The organism is Pseudacidovorax sp. NFM-22 (assembly GCF_021401245.1).
In the GTDB taxonomy this organism is placed as follows: domain Bacteria; phylum Pseudomonadota; class Gammaproteobacteria; order Burkholderiales; family Burkholderiaceae_C; genus Xenophilus.
Genome location: NZ_JACBFY010000001.1, coordinates 730,548 through 751,064, shown reverse-complemented (window position 1 = coordinate 751,064; position 20,517 = coordinate 730,548). Strand labels below are relative to the sequence as shown.

The window sequence follows — 20,517 nt, the reverse complement described above, 5'->3', positions numbered from 1 at the left end:
GCCCCGCGAGACCCGAAATCCAGGCAACGGGCCTCACCGGTCCGTCTGGCAGCCAGTGTCGGCACTGGCAGACATTGGCAACGGATGCCGGATCCACCGGCTTGCAACAGGAGTAGTCACCATGGCCTCGATCATCAACACCAACATCGGCTCGCTCAACGCCCAGCGCAACCTGGCCGCGAGCCAGAACTCGCTGGCGACCTCGATCCAGCGTCTGTCGTCCGGCCTGCGCGTCAACAGCGCCAAGGACGACGCCGCCGGCCTCGCCATCGCCTCCCGCCTGGACGCCCAGGCCCGCGGCATGAACGTCGCCGCCCGCAATGCCAACGACGGCATCTCGCTGGCGCAGACGGCCGAAGGCGCGCTGGCCCAGATCGGCAACAACCTGCAGCGCATGCGCGAACTGGCCGTGCAGTCGGCCAACGACACCAACACCAGCACCGACCGCACGGCCCTGGACAACGAGTTCAAGCAGCTCGCCCAGGAAAACTCGCGGATCATCACCAACACCAAGTTCAACGGCCAGTCGCTGCTGACCGGCACGGGCGGCTCCAGCGGCACCTTCACCTTCCAGGTGGGCGCCAACACGTCGGCGGACAACCAGATCTCGGTCGCCACCACCGACGTGGCAGGCGCGATGACCACCGCCACCCAGGGCGCCTCGGCCACGCTGGGCACGACGGCCGCCAGCGCACGCACCGCCATGACGGCCATCGACTCGGCCATCGACAGCATCTCGAACTCGCGTTCCACCTTCGGCGCGGCCCAGAACCGATTCGAAGCCACCATCACCAACCTGCAGACCGCGGCCGAGAACACCAGCTCCGCCAAGAGCCGGATCACCGATGCCGACTTCGCCGTCGAGACGGCCAACCTGTCGCGGGCGCAGATCCTGCAGCAGGCCGGCACCTCGATGGTGGCGCAGGCCAACCAGATGCCCCAGACCGTGCTGAAGCTGCTGGGCTGATCGTTCGCAGGACGAGGGGCGCGCTGCCGCCCGGCAGGGCGTCTCCACCGAGGCGGCTGGCGATTCTTCGCCCGCCGCCTTCAATCATTGAGGAGCACCGCACATGGCCAGTACCGGCACCGTGACGTCGAGCGGCACCAACATCGACATCGACTCCATCGTCACCAAGCTGATGTCGATCGAGCAGACCTCGGTCACCAAGCTGCAGAACCAGGCGAGCACCATCCAGAGCCAGGTGTCGGCGGTGGGCACGGTCAAGTCGATGCTGTCCACGCTGTCGGATTCGGCCACCGCGCTGACCAAGGCGACGCTGTGGGCCACGAAGACGGCCAGCTCCTCCTCCGCGGCGGTGGGCGTGAAGGTGTTGGACTCCAGCCTGGCGGCCGCCGGCAGCTTCCAGGTGAGCGTGTCGCAGCTGGCGCGCTCGCAGTCGGTGTCGTCCTCGGCGGTGGCCGCCACCGATGGCTTCCAGGCCGGCACGCTGTCGATCCAGATCGGCACCTGGAGCGGCACTTCGGGCACCAGCCCCAGCTTTGCGGCCGGCAGCGCCGCCGCCGTGGACGTGGCCATCAGCGAGGGCGATACGCTCTCGACCGTCGCCTCCAGGATCAATGCGGCCGGCGCGGGCGTGACGGCCAGCGTCGTCACCGACCTGAGCGGGCAGCGGCTGGTGATGCGCTCGGCCACGACCGGCGAGGCGGTGGGCTTCCAGGTGTCGGCCAGCGGCTCGGGCAGCGGCACCGCCCTGAGCAGCCTGGCCTTCGATGCGCCGGGCTCCGGTGCCGGCATGGCGGCCAACAGCGTGCAGTGGGCGGCCAACTCCGTCGCGACGGTGGACGGCGTGACCGTCACCTCGGCCACCAACACCGTCACGGGCGCCGTTCCGGGCCTGTCGCTGACGCTGTCGCAGCTGAGTCCGGATCCGATCACCGTCACGGCCAGCACCGACACCAATGCGCTCACCAACGCGATCCAGGGCTTCGTCAACGCCTACAACAACATCAACAGCCAGATCAACTCGCTGACCTCGTACGACGCGAACAGCAAGAAGGCGGGCCTGATGCAGGGCGACAGCATGGTGACCGGCCTGCAGACCATGATGCGGCGCCTGGCGGGCACGGCCAATGCGAGCGGCACCTTCACCACCTTGTCGCAGCTGGGCATCTCGATCAGCAAGAGCGCGGATGGCAGCCTCACGCTGGACAGCACCAAGCTGTCCGAGGCGCTGGCCAATCCCGATGCGGTCAAGACCTTCTTCATGGGGGGCAGCGATGGCGCCGGCGGGACGATGGACGGCTGGGCCTCCCGCTTCTCGGCCTTCACCCAGGGCGCCGTGGGCACCGACGGCACGCTCGCGACGCGCACCGCCGCGCTGCAGAAGCAGCTCGACGCCAATTCGGACGACCAGACCAAGCAGACCGACCGCATGACGCTGGTCGAGTCGCGCCTGCGGGCCCAGTACTCGGCGCTGGACGCCAAGCTCAGCACGCTCACCACGCTCGACACCTACGTCAAGCAGCAGATCGCGCAGTGGAACAAGTCGGGCAGTTGACGTGTAACTGACTTGATTTCGGGCGGCGGCGGCCGATAAAGAAGGAAAGCATCGAATCAGGAGCCGCCATGTACACACCTCCCGCCGCCCGCGTCGCCCGTGCCTACCAGCGCGTCGCGGTCGAATCCAGCATCGAAGGCGGTGCCAGCCCCCACCGCCTGGTGGAGATGCTCTATGAAGGCGTCGGTCAGTCGCTGCTGGCCGCGCAGGGCGCCCTGGCCCGTGGCGACATCGCCGCCAAAGGCGAGCAGATCGGACGCGCCGTCCGCCTGCTCGAAGAGGGGCTCAAGGCGGGCCTGGACCTGTCGCGCGGCGGCGAGCTGGCAGGTAGACTGCGCGCCTTGTACGACTACTGCATCGGCCGCCTCACCACGGCCAACCTGCGCAACGACGCGGCCATCGTGGCCGAGGTGGCCGCCCTGATCGGTCCCGTGGCGCAGGCCTGGCGCGAGATCGGTCCGCAGGCGCATGCAGTGGCCCCCCAATCGGCCTGAAGCCGCTATGCAGGAGCTCGCGATGTCCCATCGACTGCTGGACTACTACAAGGCGATCGAGGACGCGAGCGTACGCATGCTGGAGGCCGCACGCCGTGAGGACTGGGACGAGGTGGTGCGCTGCGAGGGCGCCTGTGCGGTGCTGATCGAGCAACTGCGCTTCAAGGGCCGCAGCGAGAAGCTGGAGCGCACCGAGCGGGCCGAGAAGGCGCGCATCATGCAGCGCATCCTGCGCAACGATGCCGAGATCCGCGTGCTGGCCGAACCCTGGCTGTCGGACGTGGCCCAGCTCTTCGACGCCCGCCTGCAGACCATGCACTGAGGGAGCGCCCGGCCGCGCCTCACACCTGCATGTTCATGATGTCCGTGTAGGCCTGCACCAGCCGGTTGCGCACGTTCAGGGTGGCCTGGAAGCCCACCTGGGCCTTCTGGATGGCGACCATGGTCTGCTCCAGGCTGACCTGCGGGTTCTCCATCTGCACTTCCTTCTGCAGGCGCGACGACTCGTTCTGGGCGTTGCTCACTTCGCGCAGCGCGCCCGAGAGCGCCGACGAGAAGCCGCCGCCGGCCGCGCCCTCCACGCCGGGTGCAGGGCGGGCGGCGCCTGCCGGCCGCAGGCCCGCGGCCGAGGGGGTGACGGTGTTCAGGCGCAGTTCCATGATGGCCCGGATGCTACGGCGCCCCGTCGGCATGCCATGGCGGGAATTGAGGCCGAATCCGGGGCCTTATCCAAGGCTTGGCGGCGGCGGTGCTTCGAATAATCGGCGGCCATGCGGAGGCTGTCCTGGCGTCCGCCCTCCAACGCTGCCGCTCCCCTCATGTCCGCCGCTGCCGCCCAGCTTCCCGCCACCAGCCCCATGCCCGGCAATGCCCTGGTGCCGGCCGGCCTGGCCAGCCGCTTCGCCGCCCTGGACCGCAGCCAACGCCTGAAGCTGGCGCTCGGCGCCGTGCTGCTGGCGGCGGTGGCCATCGCCGCCCTCGTCATGGGGCGTTCGGCCGACTGGCGCGTGCTGTTCTCCAACCTCAGCGACAAGGACGGCGGCGCCATCGTCGCCCAGCTGGCGCAGATGAACGTGCCCTACAAGTACACCGAGGGCGGGGGCGCCATCATGGTGCCGGCCGACAAGGTGCACGACGTGCGGCTGCGCCTGGCCTCGCAGGGCCTGCCCAAGGGCTCGGTCGCCGGCTTCGAGCTGACCGATGCCAATCGCTTCGGCATGACGCAGTTCCAGGAGAAGCTGAGCTTCCAGCGCGGGCTGGAGGGCGAACTCACGCGCTCCATCCAGGCCCTGGCGGCCGTGCAGTCGGCCCGCGTGCACCTGGCGCTGCCCAACCAGAACGGCTTCTTCCGCGAGCAGCAGAAGCCCTCGGCCTCGGTGCTGCTGACGCTGCATCCGGGCCGCACGCTCGACCGCGCGCAGATCGCCGGCATCGTGCACCTGGTCGCCTCCAGCGTGCCCGAGCTCAGCCCCGCGGCCGTCAGCGTGGTGGACGACAGCGGCAAGCTGCTGTCCAGCACCGGCGACGCCAATGCCAACGGCAGCGTCGATGCCCAGCAACTGGCCTATGTGCAGCAGCTGGAGCAGCTCTACACCCGCCGCATCCTGGACATGCTGGAGCCGGTGGTCGGCAAGCAGAACGTGAAGGCGCAGGTGACGGCCGACGTGGACTTTTCGCAGACCGAGGCCACGAGCGAGGAGCACCGGCCCAACCTGTCGCAGGATGCCAGTGCGGTGCGCAGCCAGCAGACCATCGAGACGGTGGGCGCCACGCCGGCCCAGCCCTCGGGCGTGCCGGGGGCGGCCTCCAACCAACCGCAGCCGCCCGGTGCGCCGGCCGCGCCCATCAACGGCCAGGCCGCGCCGCTGGCGCCCAACGGTGCCCAGGCCCAAGCCCAGGCCCAGGCCCAGGCCGGCCAGCGCCCGCCGGGCAAGCGCGAGTCCATCACCAACTACGAGGTCGACAAGACCGTGCGCACCGTGCGCGGCGCGGTGGGTACCGTCAAGCGCCTGTCGGCCGCCGTGGTCGTCAACTACCAGGGTGTGGCCGATGCGCAGGGCAAGGTCACGCCCACCGCGCTGCCCGCGGCCCAGCTGGAGCAGATGACCGCGCTGGTGCGCGAATCCATCGGCTTCAGCAAGGAGCGCGGCGACTCGGTGAACCTGATGAATGCCGCCTTCATGGCCGACGGTGCCGTGGCACCCGAACTGCCCCTGTGGAAGCGGCCCGAGCTGTACGAGCTGGCCCGCAGCCTGGCCTGGCCGGCGGCCCTGGCCGTGCTGGGCCTGGCCGTGCTCTTCGGCCTGGTGCGCCCGGCGCTCAAGGCCCTGGCCCCGCCCAAGCCCGAGGCCGCCAAGGACAAGGCGCCGCAGGAGCCCCTCGCGCTGGAAGGCGGGCCCGTCACCGCGGCCCTGCCGGGCCCGGGCGGCGCGCTGGACGCCGTGGTGGGCGACGACCCCGAGCGCCCGGCGCTGGAAGCCCCGGGCATCGAGGGCGGCCCGGAGCCCACCGCGCTGCCGCGCCCGGAGCTGCTGCTGGAGCAGGCCCAGCTCGAAGGCGCCCGCGTCATGGCCCGCCAGAACCCCGCGGCGGTCGCCAACATCGTGCGCGGCTGGATCAACGCAGACACCGAGAAGGCCTGAGCCGCCATGGACGAACAAGGACTCGAAGACGCCGCCGTGCTGCTCATGTCGCTGGGCGAGCAGGAGGCTGGCGAGGTGCTGCGGCACCTGTCGCCGCGCGAGGTGCAGAAGATCGGCGAGACCATCGCGCGCACGCATGTGGTGTCGCGCGAGCGCCTGGGTGCGGTGGCCGAGCGCTTCATCGCCGCGACGTCGGGCCAGGGCCTGTACGCCGCCGACACGCACCAGTACGTGCGCACCGTGCTGCAGCATGCCCTGGGCGAGGAGAAGGCCGGCATCCTGGCCGACCGCATCCTGCAGACCAGCGACCTCACCGGCATCGAGAACCTCAAGTGGATGGACGCCGTGGCCGTGGCCGAGGTGCTGCGCAACGAGCATCCGCAGATCGTGGCCGCCATCCTGGCCCACCTGGAGCCGGAGCAGGCCGCCGCCATCCTGGTGCAGCTCGGCGAGGACATGCGCGGCGACGTGCTGCTGCGCGTGGCCAAGCTGGAGGGCATCCACCCGGCCGCGCTGGAGGACCTGAACGACGTGATGTTCCGCGTGCTGGCCGGCGGCGGCAAGGTGCGCAAGCCCTCGCCCGGGGGAACCAGGACGGCGGCCGGCATGATCAACCTGCTGGGCGCGGGCAACGACACCTCCGCCCTGGACGCGATCCGCATCCAGGACCCGGACCTGGCCCAGGAGATCGCCGACCTGATGTTCGTCTTCGACGACGTGCTCAAGCTCGACGACCGCTCGGTGCAGCTGCTGCTCAAGGAAGTGGCCACCGAGACGCTCATCGTCGCGCTCAAGGGGGCGGCCGATCCGCTGCGCGACAAGTTCCTGAAGAACATGTCCTCGCGCGCCGCCGAGGCCCTGCGCGAGGACCTGGAAGCCCGTGGCCCGATGCGCGTCTCGGAGGTCGAGGCGCAGCAGAAGGAGATCCTCAAGACGCTGCGCCGTCTGGCCGAAGAAGGCCAGGTGGTGCTGGGCGGCGGCGCGGGCATGGTGTGAGGCCGCCCGCCCTGCCATGTCCCTCGCCCCGCTTCCGTCCATGAGCCGATCCCGACTGATCAGCGCCGAGCGCCTGGCCCTGCTGGCCGGCGGCACGGCCGCGCCCTGGGCCTTCGAGCGCATGGACGCACCGCCACCGGCCATCGCCGAGGACGAGGGCCCGCCGCCCGAGCCGCCCATCGACATCGAGGCCCTGCTGGCCGAGGCCCGTGCCCAGGCCTATGCCGAAGGCCACGCCGCCGGCGCCGCCGAGGCCCGCGCGCAGGCCGACGAGGCCATGCGCGCGCTGACCGATGGCCAGTTGCACGCGCAGGCCGAGCGCTTCGCCACCCTGCTCGATGCCGCCCGCGACGGCCTGGATGCGGCCCAGCAGGACATCGCCCGCGGCACGCTGGACATCGCCTGCGCGCTGGCCCGCCAGGTGCTGCGCCAGGAGCTGGCCACCCGGCCCGAACTGCTGGAGCCCGTGGTGCGCGAGGCCATCGACCTGCTGGTGGCCGACGGCCGCAGCGTGCGCGTGGTGCTCTCGCCCGACGACCATGCGTGGCTGGCGGCTGCGCTGGAACAGGAATTCGCCAGCCGCGGCCTGACCGTGGTGGCCGAGGGCGCGATGCCGCCGGGCGACTGCCGCCTGGAATCGGCCGGCGCGGTGGTCGACGGCGGCATCGCCCCGCGCTGGGCCCGCGCCGTGGCCAGCCTGGGCCTGACCGTGCCCTGGGAGGCGCCCGGCGCGGACGAGGTAGTGGCCACGGCCGCGGCCCGTTCGGCGGACGAACAGGAGCCCGACGTTGATGCCGCCTGAGCGCGCCGTCTGGCAACGCTTCATGGACGACGCGCGCCGCCGCGTCGAGCAGGCGCCCGGCCTGGAGGTGCGGGGCACGCTCACGCGCGTGGCCGGCCTGGTGCTGGAGGCGCGCGGCGTGCGCGAGCCCATCGGCGCCCAGTGCCAGGTGGTGATGCCCGGCAGCCCGCCGGTGCTGGCCGAGGTGGTGGGCTTTTCCGGCGAGCTGGCCTACCTGATGCCCGCCGGCGATGTGCACGGGCTGTCGGCCGGTGCCAGCGTGGTGCCCGCCGCTCCCTACGTGCCGGTGCCCCGCCTGGGCGAGCCCGAACGCGATGTGCGGGCGCGCAGCGGCATGCTGCGCCTGCCGCAGGGGCAGGGCCTGCTGGGGCGCGTGGTCGATCCCCAGGGCATTCCGCTGGACGGGCAGGGGCCCCTGCAGGACGTGGTCGCCGAGCCCATGGACCGCCGCCCCATCAACGCCATGGACCGCGACCCCGTGCGCCTGCCGCTGGACACGGGCGTGCGGACCATCAATGCGCTGCTCACCGTCGGCCGTGGCCAGCGCATCGGCCTGTTCGCCGGCTCCGGCGTGGGCAAGAGCGTGCTGCTGGGCATGATGGCCCGCTACACCGCGGCCGACGTGATCGTGGTCGGCCTGATCGGCGAGCGCGGCCGCGAGGTCAAGGAATTCATCGAGGACATCCTGGGCGAGGAGGGCCGCGCCCGCGCGGTGGTGGTGGCCGCGCCGGCCGATGCGCCGCCGCTGCTGCGCATGCAGGGCGCCGCCTATGCCACGGCGGTGGCCGAGCACTTCCGCGATCGGGGCCAGCATGTGCTGCTGCTCATGGATTCGCTCACCCGCTATGCCATGGCGCAGCGCGAGATCGCGCTGGCCATCGGCGAGCCGCCGGCCACCAAGGGCTATCCGCCGTCCTGCTTCGCGCGGCTGCCGCAGCTGGTGGAGCGCAGCGGCAATGGCCTCAACGGCGTGGGCTCGATCACCGCCTTCTACACCGTGCTGTCCGAAGGGGACGACCAGCAGGACCCGATCGCCGACGCGGCCCGCGCCATCCTGGACGGACACATCGTGCTGTCCCGCGCCCTGGCGGAAGAGGCGCACTACCCGGCCATCGACATCGAACAGTCGGCCTCGCGCGTGATGCACAACGTGGCCACGTCGGAACACCTGGAGGCGGCGCGGCGCTTTCGCATGCTCTATGGCCGCTACCGCGGCAGCCGCGACCTGGTGCGGGTGGGCGCCTACGCGGCGGGCAGCGATGCGGTGCTGGACGAGGCGATCCGCCTGCAGCCGGTGATGAGCGCCTTCCTGCAGCAGGACATGCGCGAGGGCGCGCCCCTGGACGAGAGCGTTGCCGGCCTGCAGTACATCGCCGACGCCGTGCAGGCGAACTGACCGGCGCCCGATCATTTTTTCAAGGAAGTCCATGACCGCACCCAAGACCGACGCATTGGCCATGGCCGCGCAGATGGCCAAGGCCCGGCGCGATGCCGTGGCGCAGCAACTGGCCGTGGCGCGCCAGGCCTGGGTCGCGGCGCAGCTGCAGCTGGACCAGCTGGAAGGCTACGCGCAGGAGACCACCGCCCGCTGGGGCGCCTCCGAAGCGCGGCATGCGCCGGAGATCATGCGACACCACTACCAGTTCATGGACCGGCTGCACCACACCATCCGGATGCAGACCGGCATCCTGGAGCAGCATGCGCAGGCGGTCTCTCGGATCTCTGCCAAGGTGCGCGAGGCCGAGCAGAAGCTCGAGGCGCTGCGCCAGGTGATCGCCAGCCGCGACGCCAAGGCGCGCCAGGACGAGCAGCGGCGGGAGCAGAAGGCCGCCGACGAACTGGCGGCGCAGGTGCACCGGCGCGGGCCGGGGCGTGCGTCGTGGGAGAGCCGGTGACCGTCGTGTCGGCCTCCGCGGCCGGCGGCGCCACGGCCAAGGCGCCGATGGGGCTGCCGGCTCCCGGTGGCGAGGTAGGCCTGCAGGCCCGGGCGGCCGGTGAGGGCGCCGGATTCGCGTCGCTGCTTCGGCAAGCCGGCGGGGCCGAGGCCGAGGCGCAGGCGCCGGCCGGCGCGCCGCAGGGGAGCGCTGCGCGCGCGCAGCCCCCGGGCGCCGAACGTGCCCCGGACGGAGCGCATCGCCCGGCGACGGCGGCCGCGGAGGCAGAAGCGGCGCCCTCGGGGCCCACGCCGCCCGATGCGGCCGCGGACCCGTTGGCAGCGCCCGGCACGGACCACAGCGGCAAGGATGCAAAGGACGCGCTGCAGGAACACCCGCCGGCCGCCGTCGCTGCGCAGGACCTGGCGCTGATGCTCTCGCAGCGGCAGCAGACGCCCGATGGTGCTCAGGCTGGCAGCACGGAGTTCGCGGCAGGGTTGGGCGTCGAGGCCGTCGGCGATGCCGCGGCGGGCAGGCCGGCAGGCCGCGCGGCCGTCATGTCGGCCGGCACCGACCTGGCGTCCGCTGCAGCGCCGGGCGGCGGTGCCGAGGGGCGCGAGGGTGCGATGGCCGGGAGTCCGGCAGCGCCGCATGGCGCGCGCAGCGCCGCGCCACCCGTCGTCCAGACGCCGGCCGAAGCGGCCACCGCGGCCGGGTCCGCCCGCTGGCAGAACCGCCTGCTGGGCCAGGCCCTGGCCGATCACCGGCCGGTGCCTGCGGTGGCCGTGTCCGCACATCCGACCCCCGCATCCGCGCATGGGCAGGCCGGCGCTGCGGCCGCCCTGCTGCCGCAGTCGCCGTCGAATCCGGTGCTGGCCGCACAACATGGGGCCGCGACGACGCCACCGATGGCGCCGGATGCGGCAGCGGTCCAGCCGCCGCCTGCCCTCGTGCCGGCAGAGGCGGTGCTTGCCGCGGGCTGGAAGCGTGTCGACGAGCCCGATGCCGATGCGCCCGCTACGGCTTCGGCGACGGTCGCGCCGCCCGGCTGGCCGGTTGGTGGCGGGGCCGATCTGGGCGGCACGCTGCCCGTCACCGCGCCGTCGGCCGCCTCGCACATGGGCGCCGCCTGGGGCGACGCCTCGGACGCGCTGCTCGACCCGATCAGCTGGTGGGCGGCGCAGCAGGTGCAGGGCGCCCAGCTCACGGTCGCGGGGCCGGGCGACGCACCCGTCTCGGTGCAACTGCGGCTGCAGGGGCAGGAGGCGCAGGTGCTCTTCCAGAGCGACGACCGGCAGGCGCGCCAGTTGATCCACCAGTCGCTGCCGCAGCTGGAGCAGATGCTGGCCGGCCAGGGCCTGAGCCTGAGCCTGGGCTCGGCCAGCGTGGGGACCGCGCCGGGTCAGGGGCAGGGCGCCGGCGCGCAGGCGCAGGGCGGCGGCTCGCCGCCGCCGGAGTCCGGGGCCGGCCGGTCTTCGGCCGACCCGGTCGACCTGCCCCCCGCGGTGGCATCGGTCGGCACGCGCCGACCGGGCCAGGGCGCGCTCGACCTCTTCGTGTAATCCGGAAAGAAGCCGGTTTTCCTGCCTTTGTTCCGCGGCTCGGCCCGGGCGGGTGCGCCGAATAATTCCCCCAAGGTCCGGTGCCGGGCCCTGCAACCGAGGGGAATGATCCGTGTCCGCCAATGCCGCCGCCGAAGGGGCCGCCAAGCCCAAGAGCAACCTCATCAAGATCGTGCTGATCGTCGTGGCCGTGCTCGTGCTGGCGGGCGGCGCCGCGGGCGGCACCTGGTTCTTCATGAAGGGTGGCAGCCATGCCAAGGGCAAGGACACCCATGCCGAGGCGGCGGCCGGCGACGAGGAGGACGACGAGGCGCCCTCGTCGGCCAAGAAGCCCGCCCCGATCTACATGGCCCTGGACAACATGGTGGTCAACCTGGCCGACCCCGGTGGTGACCGCTTCGCGCAGATCGGCGTGACGCTGGAACTCGGCGACGAAAAGCTGGGCGACCAGATCAAACAGCGCCTGCCGGCCGTGCGCAGCAGCATCCTGATGCTGGTCTCGCAGCGCACCGCGGAGGAGCTGCTGCGGCGCGACGGCAAGGACAAGCTGGCCCAGGACATCGTCATGGAGGTCTCCCGCGTGGCCGGGCTGCGCACGCCGCGCCCCATCCGCACAGAAGGCGAGGGCGACAAGCGACCGCTGACCCAGCGCTACACCGGCCCGATCCGCGCCGTGCTGTTCGCCAGCTTCATCGTGCAGTGAGCGCGTGCCGTGCCCGGAGGTGAAGCGATGAGCGAGGACACCCTTTCCGACCCGGCGCAGGCCGGCACGCCGCCGGGCGTGCTGGAGCTGCTGCCCAGCGACCGGCGCGTGCGCCAGCCGCTGCCCATGCTGGACGTGGTGAACGAACGCTTCGTGCGCCACCTGGGCCAGGGCCTGTTCCAGCTGTCGCGCCGCAGTGCGCAACTGGGCGCCGCGAGTGTGCAAGTCCGCCGCTGGGAAGAGGTCATGGCCGACTACACCGGCGAGCTGGCCATGCCCGCCTGCTTCGGCGTCTATGCCCTGCAGCCGCTGCGCGGCCAGGCGCTGTTCGCCTGCGACAGCGGCTTCGTCTCGGCGCTGGTGGACGCGTTGTACGGTGGCGGCGGCACGGTCCACACCCCCATCGACCGCGATTTCTCGCCCACCGAGCAGCGCGTGATCCAGCGGCTGATGGTGCTGCTGGGCCAGGAGTACGCCCGCGCCTGGAAGGATGTCTATCCACTGGTGCCCAGCTATGTGCGCCACGAGCGGCTGCCGCAGTTCACCGGCGTCGCCACGCCGCAGGACGCGCTGGTGGTGACCACGCTGTCCGTCGCGCTCGGCACCTACGAAGGCCAGCTGCGCCTGTGCCTGCCTTACGCGGCGCTGGAGCCGATCCGCGACGTGCTCTACGGGCCGCAACAGGCCACCGCGCTGGCGGAGGACCGGCGCTGGGTCGGCCAGCTGGCACGCGAGATCCAGGCCGCCGAGGTCACGCTGGTGGCCGAACTGGCCCAGGCCGAGCTCAGCGTGGCCGACCTGCTCGCCATGAAGCCCGGTGACTTCATCCAGCTGGACCGCCAGCCGATGGTGCTGGCCACCGTCGAAGGCGCCCCCGTCTTCGCGTGCCGCTACGGCACGCACAACGACCGCTATGCGCTGCGCATCGAGCAGCACCTCGGCAGCCAAGGAGCTTTCCATGAGCAATGACACCTCTTCCTCTTCCGCCGCCTGGGCCGAGCCGCTGGAGCCCGGCGAGCCCGGTGCCGCCGCGGCCGCGCCCGATGCGGCGGCCATGGCACAGGACATCCAGCGCGTGCTGGACATCCCGGTGCAGCTGTCGGTGGAGCTGGGCCGCAAGAAGGTGCCGATCAAGCAGGTGCTGCAGATGGGGCAGGGCACCATCGTCGAGCTGGACACGCTGGCCGGCGAGCCCATGGACGTGCTGGTCAACGGCTACCTGGTCGCGCAGGGCGAGGTGGTGGTGGTCAACAACCGCTTCGGCATCCGGCTGACCGATGTGGTCACGCCTTCCGAACGCCTGCGCCGCGTGCACCGCGCCTGAGCGCCTTTTCCTTCGATCCGATCCGGGTGCTTGCCGCGTGACGCAGAGCCTTCTCACCATCGTCCTCTTCATTGCACTGATCGCGTCGCTGCCTTTCGTGCTGCGGCGCCTGCGCGCGCGGCAGTTGCTGGCGCCGGGCGCTGCCGATGCGGCGTCGCGCGTGGTGTCGGCGGTGGCCGTGGGGCCGCAGCAGCGGGTGGTCACCGTGGAAGTCGGGCCGGCCCATGCGCGCACCTGGCTGGTGCTGGGCGTGACGGCGCAAGCGGTGAACTGCCTGCACACCCTGCCTGCGGCCGGCGCCTTCTCTGTCCAGGAGTCCGGCGATGCGTAAGTGGCTCGCGGGCGCGGCCCTCGGCGTGGCGCTCATCGCGCCGGTGCTCGCGCAACAGGCGCCCGCGGCCGGCCAGCTGCCGCTGCTGATCGGGCAGGGCGCCGGCGGCACCAGCTACTCGGTGCCCATCCAGACGCTGCTCTTCTTCACCGCGCTGAGCTTCCTGCCGGCCGTGGTGCTGATGATGACGGGCTTCACCCGCATCGTGATCGTGCTGTCGCTGCTGCGGCAGGCCATGGGCACCCAAGCGGCGCCGCCCAACCAGGTCATCATCGGCCTCTCGCTCTTCCTCACGCTCTTCGTGATGGGGCCGACGCTAGACAAGGTCTACGCCGAGGCCTACGAGCCCTACAGCCGCAACGCCATCGCCTTCGACGAGGCGCTCTCGCGCGCCGAGCAGCCGATGCGCCAGTTCATGCTCAAGCAGACGCGGCAGTCCGACTTCGCGCTGTTCGCGCGGCTGGCCAAGCTGCCCTCGGAGACCACGGCCGAGACGGCGCCGTTGCGCGTGCTGATCCCGGCCTTCGCCACCAGCGAGCTGAAGTCGGCCTTCCAGATCGGCTTCATGATCTTCATCCCCTTCCTGGTGATCGACATCGTGGTGTCCAGCGTGCTGATGTCGCTGGGCATGATGATGCTGTCGCCGGTGCTCGTGGCGTTGCCCTTCAAGCTCATGCTCTTCGTGCTGGCCGACGGCTGGAACCTGCTGCTGGGCTCGCTGGCCGCCAGCTTCATCACCTGACCGATCTCTTCGAGGACCTTTTCCATGAACGCCCAGATGGTGCTGACGACCGGCCAGGACGCACTGCTGCTGCTGCTGATGGTCTCCGCCCCCGTGCTGCTGGCCGTGCTGGCGGTCGGCCTGGTGGTGAGCATCTTCCAGGCCGTCACGCAGATCAACGAGGCCACGCTCGCCTTCGTGCCCAAGCTGGTCGCGGCCGTGGCCGTGCTGGCCATCGCCGGGCCCTGGATGCTGACGATGCTGGTGGACTACCTGCGCCGCATCATCGAGTCGCTGCCCAGCGTCGTCGCGTGATCTCCCGCCCGGCACCGAGCGGGCGGCCGGCCGTGCGGGCCCACGCATGCTGACCTTCAGCGAAGCCCAGCTCACGGCGTGGATCACGCCCGTGCTCTGGCCCTTCCTGCGGGTGCTGGGCCTGTTCACCACGGCCCCCGTGTTCTCCTCGCGCGCGCTGCCCGTGCGCGCACGCATCGGCCTGGCCTTTGTCATCGCCCTGTGCGCACAGGGCGTGCTGCCGCCGGCCCCCGCCATCGGCGTGGACAGCCCGCTGGCCCTGGGAGCGCTGGTCCAGCAGGCCGGCATCGGCATGGCCATCGGCTTCGCGGCGCGGCTGATCCTGGCCGCCGTGGAACTGGCGGGCGAACTGGCGGGCCTGCAGATGGGCCTGAACTACGCCAGCTTCTTCGATCCGATCAACAACACGCAGGCCAGCGCCGTGTCGCGCTTCTTCGGCGCGCTGGCCACCTTGCTCTTCATGGTGGTCAATGGCCACCTCGCGGTGCTGATGGCCGTCATCAAGAGCTTCGAGGTGTTCCCCATCGGCGGCGGCCTCATGGATGCGCTGATGCGGGTGCGGGTGCACGAGCTGGGCGCCGAGCTCTTCGCCAGCGCACTGTGGATTGCATTGCCGATGGTCGGGCTGCTGCTCTTCGTCAACCTGGTGCTGGGCATCATCTCGCGCGTGGCGCCGCAGATGAATATCTACGCCATCGGCTTTCCGGTCACGCTCACGGCCGGCATGGCGGCCATGGCCTGGGTGCTGCCGATGCTGGAGTCGCCGCTGCTGGGCCTGATCGACCGGATGCTGGGCGGCTTCGTGGGCGGCCGCTGAGGCCTTGGCGCGGCCGCGCTCCTCTTGGCGGCGCGAGGCCCTGCGGCGGAGGGCCTATTGCGGCACGCAGAAGTAGCCGCCGCCGTCGAAGGGACGGCCCAGGCCATCCTCGGCGTGTGCGTGGTAGCCGGTGGGTTTCCAGTGCGTGCCGTTCTTGTCGAGCGAGCCACACACGCGGGCACCGGCGGAGGCCAGGGCCTGGGGCACGGGTCCGAAGGCGCCCGGGCGGTCCCACGCCCAGGTGTCGCCTTCCTTGACGAGCCGCGGAGGAATCGGGTCCTCGCGGTCCCCGGGGCGGGCCGTCCAGGCACAGCCCTGCAGGGTGAGGAGGACGAGCACGGGCAGCAGGAAAGTCGAGCGCTTCACGGTGTATTCCAGTCGAGCCAACAGCCCCGGGATGGGGTTCTGGGCGGCAGTCTAGGAATCGATGCAGGCGCCGGATCGGCCGGCTGTCAAGCGCTTAACAATTGCAAAGCAACATTCACGAACCCGGGGGAAAGGGCGCGAATGCACGTGCCCGACCCGCGGCGGTGACACAGAGGAGATGGGGGGGATCGCGAACCCGGCGGGTTCGAGGCCCGCTGGCGCGGACACGACGATCGAAGAAGAAGGTGACGAGCCTTACCCCCGGCACTGGCTACGCAGTTAGGGCTGCTTGGTTCCCCACCTGACCCGGTTGGCCGCTTGACCATGCGGGGAGGCCCGTCGAGGTCGATCATAACCCAGGCTTGCAAGCCATCCCGCCGCGGCGGGCCATCCCAGGGCCGAGGGCACCGCCTCTTAGAATCGACCGGATGTCCTACCTCGTGCTCGCCCGCAAATACCGTCCTCGCAATTTCGGCGAGATGGTGGGCCAGGAGCATGTGGTGCAGGCCCTGAGCAATGCGCTCACGCAGCAGCGGCTGCACCATGCCTACCTCTTCACCGGCACCCGCGGCGTGGGCAAGACCACCGTCTCGCGCATCCTGGCCAAATCGCTCAACTGCCAGGGGCCGGACGGCCAGGGCGGCATCACCGCCACGCCCTGCGGCGTGTGCCAGGCCTGCACCGACATCGATGCCGGCCGCTTCGTCGACTACACCGAACTGGATGCGGCGTCCAACCGCGGCGTGGACGAGGTCCAGGGCCTGCTGGAGCAGGCCGTCTACAAGCCGGTGCAGGGGCGCTTCAAGGTCTTCATGATCGACGAAGTGCACATGCTCACGAACACCGCGTTCAACGCGATGCTCAAGACGCTGGAAGAGCCGCCCGAGTACCTGAAGTTCGTCTTGGCCACCACCGACCCGCAGAAGGTGCCGGTCACGGTGCTCAGCCGCTGCCTGCAGTTCAACCTGCGGCCGATGGCGCCCGAGACGGTGCTGGATCACCTGACGCGCGTCCTGGGCGCCGAGCAGATCGAGGCCGAGCCGGGCGCGCTGCGCCTGCTGTCGCGTGCGGCGCGTGGCTCCATGCGCGATGCGCTGTCCCTCACCGACCAGGCGATCGCCTATGGCAACGGCAGCCTGGCCGAAGGCGGTGTGCGCCAGATGCTGGGCAGCGCCGACCGCGGCCATGTGCATGCGCTGATCGACGCCCTGGCGCGTGGCGACGGTGGCACCGTGGTCGAGACCGTCGAGGCCATGCGTGTGGCCGGCCTCGCCGCCGCGTCCACGCTGGAGGAGATGACGGCCGTGCTCCAGGCCATGGCGGTTCTGCAGGCCGTGCCTGCCCGCGCCGCGGCCGTCGATGCCGCCGACCCGGATGCGGCCGAGGTGGCCCGGCTGGCCGGCGCCATGCCCGCCGACGAGACGCAACTGCTCTACAGCATCTGCCTGCATGGCCGCGCGGATCTGGGTCTGGCGCCCGACGAGTACGCCGGGCTCACCATGGTGCTGCTGCGTCTGCTGGCCTTCAAGCCTGCGGGCGCGGCTGAAAAAAAAAGTCCGCTGAACGCTGAGGCGCGGCCGGCACCGGCCGGCATGGCGGTGGCGCCTGCGACGCCGCGGGCCTCGTCCGTGGCGCAGGCGTCTGCATCTGCGCCACCGGCTGCGCAGGTGTCTGCCGCGCAGGCGCCGGAGATGCCTTCCGCACGGCCATCGGCGGAGCGGATGCCCGCTGCGCAGCAGGCATCGCCGGCGCCCGTGGTCGTGCGCGCCGAGGCCGAAACGCACGCCGTCTCCGTCGCACGTCCCGCCCCCGTGGCGCCCGCTTCCGCACCCGTAGCCGGGCACCCCGTGCAAAGGCTGCCGGTCGTCGACATGCCGGGCCGCAGTCCTTCGCCGCCGCCCAGGCCGGCGCCCGCGACCGGCGATCCCGACACGCCGGTGGTCGCCGTCCCGCTGCGCGTGCAGCCCCCTCCCGGCGCGCGCGAGGCGCCCCGCGATTCCGCCGCCGGGCGCATCCGCCCCAGCGAAGAGGGTGACTTCTGGCACCAGACCGTGATGGGCCTCGTGGCCGCGGAGGCGATCAATGCCCTGGCACGCGAACTGGCGCTGCAGTCGCAGCTCGTGGCGCGCGACGTCGACCAGTGGCTGCTGCGCGTGGAGCGCGAAACCCTCAACCAGGGCGCCAGCCGCGAGCGGCTGCAGAATGCCCTGGCCGGCGCCGGCCATGCCGTGCGGCTGGCCATCGAGGTGGGCGCCGTGGTCGACAGCCCGGCGCTGCGCAACAGGGCGGCTGCCGAGGCCCGCCAACTCGCGGCCGAGCAGGCCATCATGGGCGATCCCGATGTGCAGGCGCTGATGCGCCAGTGGGACGCCCGCATCGTGCCCGGCTCCCTCAAGCCGGCCTGATTTCGTTCACCGACAACCTTATCTCCAGACCTAGGAAGGAACCCGCCCCATGTTCAACAAAGGACAACTCGCCGGCCTGATGAAGCAGGCCCAGGCCATGCAGGACAACCTCAAGAAGGCCCAGGAAGAGCTGGCGCACATCGAGGTCGAAGGCGAATCCGGCGCCGGCCTGGTCAAGGTCGTCATGACCTGCAAGCACGACGTCAAGCGCGTGACCATCGACCCCAGCCTGCTGGCCGACGACAAGGACATGCTCGAGGACCTCGTGGCCGCCGCCTTCAACGCCGCCGTGCGCAAGGCCGAGGAGACCAGCGAGCAGAAGATGGGCAAGATCACGGCCGGCATGCCGGGCCTGCCCGGGGGTATGAAGTTCCCCTTCTGAGCCTGCCCTTCGCCGCCGCACGATGTCCGACGCCCATTCGCTCGATACGCTGATCGAGGCGCTGCGGCGCCTGCCGGGTGTGGGCGCCAAGTCGGCCTCGCGCATGGCCTTCCATCTGCTGCAGCATGATCGCAACGGCGCCCAGGTGCTGTCCCGCGCGCTGCAGGACGCGGTGCTGCAGGTGCATCACTGCAGCCGCTGCAACACCTTCACCGAGGCCGAGCTGTGCGAGGTCTGCCGCGACCCGCAGCGCGACGCCAGCAAGCTGGCGGTGGTGGAGACCCCGGCCGACCAGGCTGCGCTGGAGCGGACGGGCGCCTTCCGCGGCTACTACTTTGTGCTGATGGGGCGCCTGAGTCCGCTCGACGGCGTGGGCCCGCGCGACATCGGCCTGCACCAGCTCGTGGCGCGGGCCACCGACGGCCAGGTGAGCGAAGTGATCGTCGCCACCAACTTCACGGCCGAAGGCGAGGCGACGGCCCATGTGATCGCCGAGGCGCTGCGCAGCCGCGGCCTGACCGTGACGCGCCTGGCGCGTGGCGTGCCGGCCGGCAGCGAGCTGGAGTACGTCGACCTGGGCACCATCGCGCATGCGCTGGTCGACCGCCGTTGAGGCGCAAGGCATGAACGCGAGCCACCTGACGCTGGCCTACTGGTGCGTGCTGGTGGCCGCCTTGCTGCCCTACCTGACGGCGTACATCGCCAAGGCGGGCGCCTTCGCCCGCCGCGACAACGATGCGCCACGCGACTGGGCCGGCCGCCTGGAGGGCTGGCGCGCGCGGGCCATGGCAGCCCATGCCAATGGTTTCGAGAGCCTGCCCTTCTTCATCGGTGCGGTGGTTATCGCCCACCAGTACGGCGCGGCGCAGGCACGGCTCGATGCCCTCGCGGTCGCCTATGTGCTGCTGCGGGTGGTGTTCGTGTCGCTCTACATCCGCGGACGCAGCACGATGCGCAGCGCCGTCTTCGGGCTGGCGCTGCTGGTCAACATCGCGATCCTCTTCGTCGGGCGCTGAGTCGGCCGGCGGGCGGTATGCGGCCGCCGCTGCCCGCGGTGCGTTCCGTGGAAACCCGTGTGGGGGATGGTCCGGATGCTGCTGCGCGTCGGCGCCTCCTAAGCTCGTGGCAAACGCCCGGGCTCTCCTGCCAGGCGCGGCCCCCTCGATGCGACGGGGCGGCGACCCTGTCAGCGAGCACCACAGCTTTGCCAGAGAGGAACCACCGCCGCCATGCTCCACCGCCGCGCCTTCTGCGCCGCGGCCGCCGCGGGTGCCGCGCTGGCCATCGCGCCTGGCGTGCGCACCCAGCCGCGGCTCGAAAAGAACCGCGTCGTCATTGCCGTCGCGGGCAAGGCGTCGTTCTACTACCTGCCGCTGACGCTGTCCGAGCAGCTGGGCTACTTCCGGGCCGAGGGCCTGGACGTGGAGGTGGTGGACCATGCGGCGGGCGCGCGGGCCCTGCAGGCCCTGCTGAGTGGCTCGGCCGACATCTGCTCCGGCGCCTTCGAGCACACGCTGAACCTGCAGGCCGGCGGCCAGTTCTTCCCTTGCTTCGTGTTGCAGGGCCGCGCGCCCCAGGTGGCCATGGGCACGTCGACCAAGGGCTTCGCGGCCTATCAGGCGGTGCCCGATCTGCGCGGGCGTCGCGTGGGCGTGTCGGCCGTGGGATCGGCCACGCACATGATGGCCAGCCTGGTGGCGGCCCGCGGCGGGCTGCGTCCGGCGGATGTGCAGTACGTGGGCGTGGGCTCGTCCGCGGGCGCACTCTCCGCGCTGCGCACGGGCCAGGTGGATGCCATGAGCAACAGCGAACCGGTGATGACCATGCTCGAGCAGAAGGGCGATGTGAAACTGATCGCCGATTGCCGCACCTTGCGTGGCACGGCCGAGGTGTTCGGTGGCCCCATGCCGGCTGCCTGTCTCTATGCGTCCGAGGACTTCCTGCGGCGCGCGCCCAACACGGCGCAGGCGGTGGCCAATGCGGTCGTGCACAGCCTCAAGTGGCTGCAGACGGCCGGGCCCGGCGACCTCATCAAGGCACTTCCCGAAAGCCATCTGCTCGGCGACCGCGCGTTGTACCTGGCGGCTTTCGACAAGGTGCGCGAGTCGATCGCGCTGGACGGACTGGTTCCCCCGGAAGGGCCGCGCACGGCACTGGCCGCCATGACCGCCTTCGACGCCAGCTTCAGGCCGGAGCGGATCGAGCTGGACCGGCTCTACACCAACGACTTCGCCCAGCGCGCCAAGGAGCGCTACAAGGCCTGA

General features: G+C 71.3%; 24 protein-coding genes and 1 other RNA gene. 22 read left to right on the top strand and 3 right to left on the bottom strand.

The window, feature by feature from the left end; translation table 11 throughout:
* The first annotated feature begins 121 nt into the window (after positions 1–121).
* The 4 genes from L0984_RS03360 to L0984_RS03345 all read left to right on the top strand — a co-directional run bounded on the left by L0984_RS03360 (position 122) and on the right by L0984_RS03345 (position 3,335).
* The gene (locus L0984_RS03360) at positions 122–967 is read left to right on the top strand and encodes a flagellin N-terminal helical domain-containing protein (RefSeq protein WP_234192324.1); all 846 of its coding nucleotides are present in this window, start codon (positions 122–124) and stop codon (positions 965–967) included.
* A 103-nt stretch (positions 968–1,070) separates the two neighbouring features.
* The gene (fliD, locus tag L0984_RS03355) at positions 1,071–2,519 is read left to right on the top strand and encodes a flagellar filament capping protein FliD (RefSeq protein ID WP_234192323.1); all 1,449 of its coding nucleotides are present in this window, start codon (positions 1,071–1,073) and stop codon (positions 2,517–2,519) included.
* 68 nt (positions 2,520–2,587) lie between these two features.
* Positions 2,588–3,013: a flagellar export chaperone FliS gene (gene fliS / locus L0984_RS03350; RefSeq protein ID WP_234192322.1), complete on the top strand. Its 426-nt coding sequence runs from the start codon at positions 2,588–2,590 to the stop codon at positions 3,011–3,013.
* 22 nt (positions 3,014–3,035) lie between these two features.
* The gene (locus L0984_RS03345; RefSeq protein ID WP_043114550.1) at positions 3,036–3,335 is read left to right on the top strand and encodes a flagellar protein FliT; all 300 of its coding nucleotides are present in this window, start codon (positions 3,036–3,038) and stop codon (positions 3,333–3,335) included.
* Positions 3,336–3,354: 19 nt separating this feature from the next.
* Here L0984_RS03345 and fliE read toward each other — a convergent pair whose 3' ends face one another.
* Positions 3,355–3,672: a flagellar hook-basal body complex protein FliE gene (gene fliE, locus L0984_RS03340; protein WP_234192321.1), complete on the bottom strand. Its 318-nt coding sequence runs from the start codon at positions 3,670–3,672 to the stop codon at positions 3,355–3,357.
* Between the two features lie 159 nt (positions 3,673–3,831).
* On the opposite strand from fliE, the gene fliF reads away from it, so the two are divergent.
* The 13 genes from fliF to fliR all read left to right on the top strand — a co-directional run bounded on the left by fliF (position 3,832) and on the right by fliR (position 15,100).
* Entirely contained in the window at positions 3,832–5,655 is a 1,824-nt protein-coding gene (fliF, locus tag L0984_RS03335; RefSeq protein ID WP_370645879.1) for a flagellar basal-body MS-ring/collar protein FliF, read from the top strand.
* A 6-nt stretch (positions 5,656–5,661) separates the two neighbouring features.
* Positions 5,662–6,651 (top strand): flagellar motor switch protein FliG, encoded by a 990-nt coding sequence (gene fliG, locus L0984_RS03330; protein WP_017759319.1) that lies wholly within the window; start codon positions 5,662–5,664, stop codon positions 6,649–6,651.
* 40 nt (positions 6,652–6,691) lie between these two features.
* Positions 6,692–7,453: a flagellar assembly protein FliH gene (locus tag L0984_RS03325; protein WP_234192320.1), complete on the top strand. Its 762-nt coding sequence runs from the start codon at positions 6,692–6,694 to the stop codon at positions 7,451–7,453.
* Positions 7,443–8,849: a flagellar protein export ATPase FliI gene (gene fliI / locus L0984_RS03320; protein WP_305079905.1), complete on the top strand. Its 1,407-nt coding sequence runs from the start codon at positions 7,443–7,445 to the stop codon at positions 8,847–8,849. Before L0984_RS03325 ends, fliI begins: the two co-directional genes overlap by 11 nt.
* 31 nt (positions 8,850–8,880) lie before the next feature.
* Positions 8,881–9,348, top strand: a complete 468-nt coding sequence (locus L0984_RS03315) for a flagellar export protein FliJ (protein WP_234192319.1) — start codon at positions 8,881–8,883, stop codon at positions 9,346–9,348.
* Positions 9,345–10,889: a flagellar hook-length control protein FliK gene (locus L0984_RS29915; protein ID WP_234192318.1), complete on the top strand. Its 1,545-nt coding sequence runs from the start codon at positions 9,345–9,347 to the stop codon at positions 10,887–10,889. The genes L0984_RS03315 and L0984_RS29915 overlap by 4 nt, the downstream gene beginning before the upstream one ends.
* Positions 10,890–11,001: 112 nt before the next feature.
* Positions 11,002–11,592, top strand: a complete 591-nt coding sequence (locus tag L0984_RS03305; protein WP_234192317.1) for a flagellar basal body-associated FliL family protein — start codon at positions 11,002–11,004, stop codon at positions 11,590–11,592.
* Positions 11,593–11,619: 27 nt separating this feature from the next.
* The gene (gene fliM / locus L0984_RS03300; protein WP_234192316.1) at positions 11,620–12,561 is read left to right on the top strand and encodes a flagellar motor switch protein FliM; all 942 of its coding nucleotides are present in this window, start codon (positions 11,620–11,622) and stop codon (positions 12,559–12,561) included.
* Positions 12,551–12,916 (top strand): flagellar motor switch protein FliN, encoded by a 366-nt coding sequence (fliN, locus tag L0984_RS03295; RefSeq protein WP_017757543.1) that lies wholly within the window; start codon positions 12,551–12,553, stop codon positions 12,914–12,916. Before fliM ends, fliN begins: the two co-directional genes overlap by 11 nt.
* Positions 12,917–12,953: 37 nt before the next feature.
* Entirely contained in the window at positions 12,954–13,247 is a 294-nt protein-coding gene (locus L0984_RS03290; protein ID WP_234192315.1) for a FliO/MopB family protein, read from the top strand.
* The gene (gene fliP, locus L0984_RS03285) at positions 13,240–13,989 is read left to right on the top strand and encodes a flagellar type III secretion system pore protein FliP (protein WP_234192314.1); all 750 of its coding nucleotides are present in this window, start codon (positions 13,240–13,242) and stop codon (positions 13,987–13,989) included. The genes L0984_RS03290 and fliP overlap by 8 nt, the downstream gene beginning before the upstream one ends.
* 24 nt (positions 13,990–14,013) lie before the next feature.
* Positions 14,014–14,283 (top strand): flagellar biosynthesis protein FliQ, encoded by a 270-nt coding sequence (fliQ, locus tag L0984_RS03280; protein WP_017757546.1) that lies wholly within the window; start codon positions 14,014–14,016, stop codon positions 14,281–14,283.
* A 46-nt stretch (positions 14,284–14,329) separates the two neighbouring features.
* Positions 14,330–15,100, top strand: coding sequence for a flagellar biosynthetic protein FliR (fliR, locus tag L0984_RS03275; RefSeq protein WP_234192313.1), 771 nt, complete (start codon positions 14,330–14,332; stop codon positions 15,098–15,100).
* A gap of 54 nt (positions 15,101–15,154) precedes the next feature.
* On the opposite strand, the gene L0984_RS03270 is transcribed toward fliR, so the two are convergent.
* Together L0984_RS03270 and ffs are read right to left on the bottom strand one after the other, a co-directional pair.
* Positions 15,155–15,466, bottom strand: a complete 312-nt coding sequence (locus tag L0984_RS03270; RefSeq protein ID WP_234192312.1) for a hypothetical protein — start codon at positions 15,464–15,466, stop codon at positions 15,155–15,157.
* Between the two features lie 244 nt (positions 15,467–15,710).
* Positions 15,711–15,807: signal recognition particle sRNA small type (ffs, locus tag L0984_RS03265), an RNA gene on the bottom strand.
* An 87-nt stretch (positions 15,808–15,894) separates the two neighbouring features.
* On the opposite strand from ffs, the gene dnaX reads away from it, so the two are divergent.
* From dnaX to L0984_RS03240, 5 genes are all read left to right on the top strand, one after another.
* A complete protein-coding gene (dnaX, locus tag L0984_RS03260; protein ID WP_234192311.1) occupies positions 15,895–17,871 on the top strand; it encodes a DNA polymerase III subunit gamma/tau in 1,977 nt (658 codons plus the stop codon).
* A gap of 49 nt (positions 17,872–17,920) precedes the next feature.
* Complete coding sequence (locus L0984_RS03255) at positions 17,921–18,253, top strand: YbaB/EbfC family nucleoid-associated protein (RefSeq protein WP_017759408.1); 333 nt, start codon at positions 17,921–17,923, stop codon at positions 18,251–18,253.
* A 22-nt stretch (positions 18,254–18,275) separates the two neighbouring features.
* Positions 18,276–18,866 carry a recombination mediator RecR gene (gene recR / locus L0984_RS03250; protein ID WP_234192310.1) on the top strand — a complete coding sequence of 197 codons (591 nt, stop codon included), beginning with the start codon at positions 18,276–18,278 and terminating at the stop codon, positions 18,864–18,866.
* Positions 18,867–18,876: 10 nt separating this feature from the next.
* Positions 18,877–19,269 (top strand): MAPEG family protein, encoded by a 393-nt coding sequence (locus L0984_RS03245; protein ID WP_234192309.1) that lies wholly within the window; start codon positions 18,877–18,879, stop codon positions 19,267–19,269.
* Between the two features lie 213 nt (positions 19,270–19,482).
* Complete coding sequence (locus L0984_RS03240; protein ID WP_234192308.1) at positions 19,483–20,517, top strand: ABC transporter substrate-binding protein; 1,035 nt, start codon at positions 19,483–19,485, stop codon at positions 20,515–20,517.

What these genes read in the sequence shown, in the direction of transcription:
- L0984_RS03345 (WP_043114550.1), top strand. Translation starts at nt 3,036, where the DNA reads ATGTCCCATCGACTGCTGGACTACTACAAGGCGATCGAGGACGCGAGC.
- fliI (WP_305079905.1), top strand. Translation starts at nt 7,443, where the DNA reads ATGCCGCCTGAGCGCGCCGTCTGGCAACGCTTCATGGACGACGCGCGC.
- L0984_RS03255 (WP_017759408.1), top strand. Translation starts at nt 17,921, where the DNA reads ATGTTCAACAAAGGACAACTCGCCGGCCTGATGAAGCAGGCCCAGGCC.
- fliM (WP_234192316.1), top strand. Translation starts at nt 11,620, where the DNA reads ATGAGCGAGGACACCCTTTCCGACCCGGCGCAGGCCGGCACGCCGCCG.
- fliN (WP_017757543.1), top strand. Translation starts at nt 12,551, where the DNA reads ATGAGCAATGACACCTCTTCCTCTTCCGCCGCCTGGGCCGAGCCGCTG.
- fliQ (WP_017757546.1), top strand. Translation starts at nt 14,014, where the DNA reads ATGAACGCCCAGATGGTGCTGACGACCGGCCAGGACGCACTGCTGCTG.
- fliD (WP_234192323.1), top strand. Translation starts at nt 1,071, where the DNA reads ATGGCCAGTACCGGCACCGTGACGTCGAGCGGCACCAACATCGACATC.
- fliF (WP_370645879.1), top strand. Translation starts at nt 3,832, where the DNA reads ATGTCCGCCGCTGCCGCCCAGCTTCCCGCCACCAGCCCCATGCCCGGC.
- L0984_RS03315 (WP_234192319.1), top strand. Translation starts at nt 8,881, where the DNA reads ATGACCGCACCCAAGACCGACGCATTGGCCATGGCCGCGCAGATGGCC.
- L0984_RS03360 (WP_234192324.1), top strand. Translation starts at nt 122, where the DNA reads ATGGCCTCGATCATCAACACCAACATCGGCTCGCTCAACGCCCAGCGC.
- fliR (WP_234192313.1), top strand. Translation starts at nt 14,330, where the DNA reads ATGCTGACCTTCAGCGAAGCCCAGCTCACGGCGTGGATCACGCCCGTG.
- fliS (WP_234192322.1), top strand. Translation starts at nt 2,588, where the DNA reads ATGTACACACCTCCCGCCGCCCGCGTCGCCCGTGCCTACCAGCGCGTC.
- fliE (WP_234192321.1), bottom strand. Translation starts at nt 3,672, where the DNA reads ATGGAACTGCGCCTGAACACCGTCACCCCCTCGGCCGCGGGCCTGCGG.
- L0984_RS03325 (WP_234192320.1), top strand. Translation starts at nt 6,692, where the DNA reads ATGAGCCGATCCCGACTGATCAGCGCCGAGCGCCTGGCCCTGCTGGCC.
- fliG (WP_017759319.1), top strand. Translation starts at nt 5,662, where the DNA reads ATGGACGAACAAGGACTCGAAGACGCCGCCGTGCTGCTCATGTCGCTG.
- recR (WP_234192310.1), top strand. Translation starts at nt 18,276, where the DNA reads ATGTCCGACGCCCATTCGCTCGATACGCTGATCGAGGCGCTGCGGCGC.
- L0984_RS03245 (WP_234192309.1), top strand. Translation starts at nt 18,877, where the DNA reads ATGAACGCGAGCCACCTGACGCTGGCCTACTGGTGCGTGCTGGTGGCC.
- L0984_RS03240 (WP_234192308.1), top strand. Translation starts at nt 19,483, where the DNA reads ATGCTCCACCGCCGCGCCTTCTGCGCCGCGGCCGCCGCGGGTGCCGCG.
- fliP (WP_234192314.1), top strand. Translation starts at nt 13,240, where the DNA reads ATGCGTAAGTGGCTCGCGGGCGCGGCCCTCGGCGTGGCGCTCATCGCG.
- dnaX (WP_234192311.1), top strand. Translation starts at nt 15,895, where the DNA reads ATGTCCTACCTCGTGCTCGCCCGCAAATACCGTCCTCGCAATTTCGGC.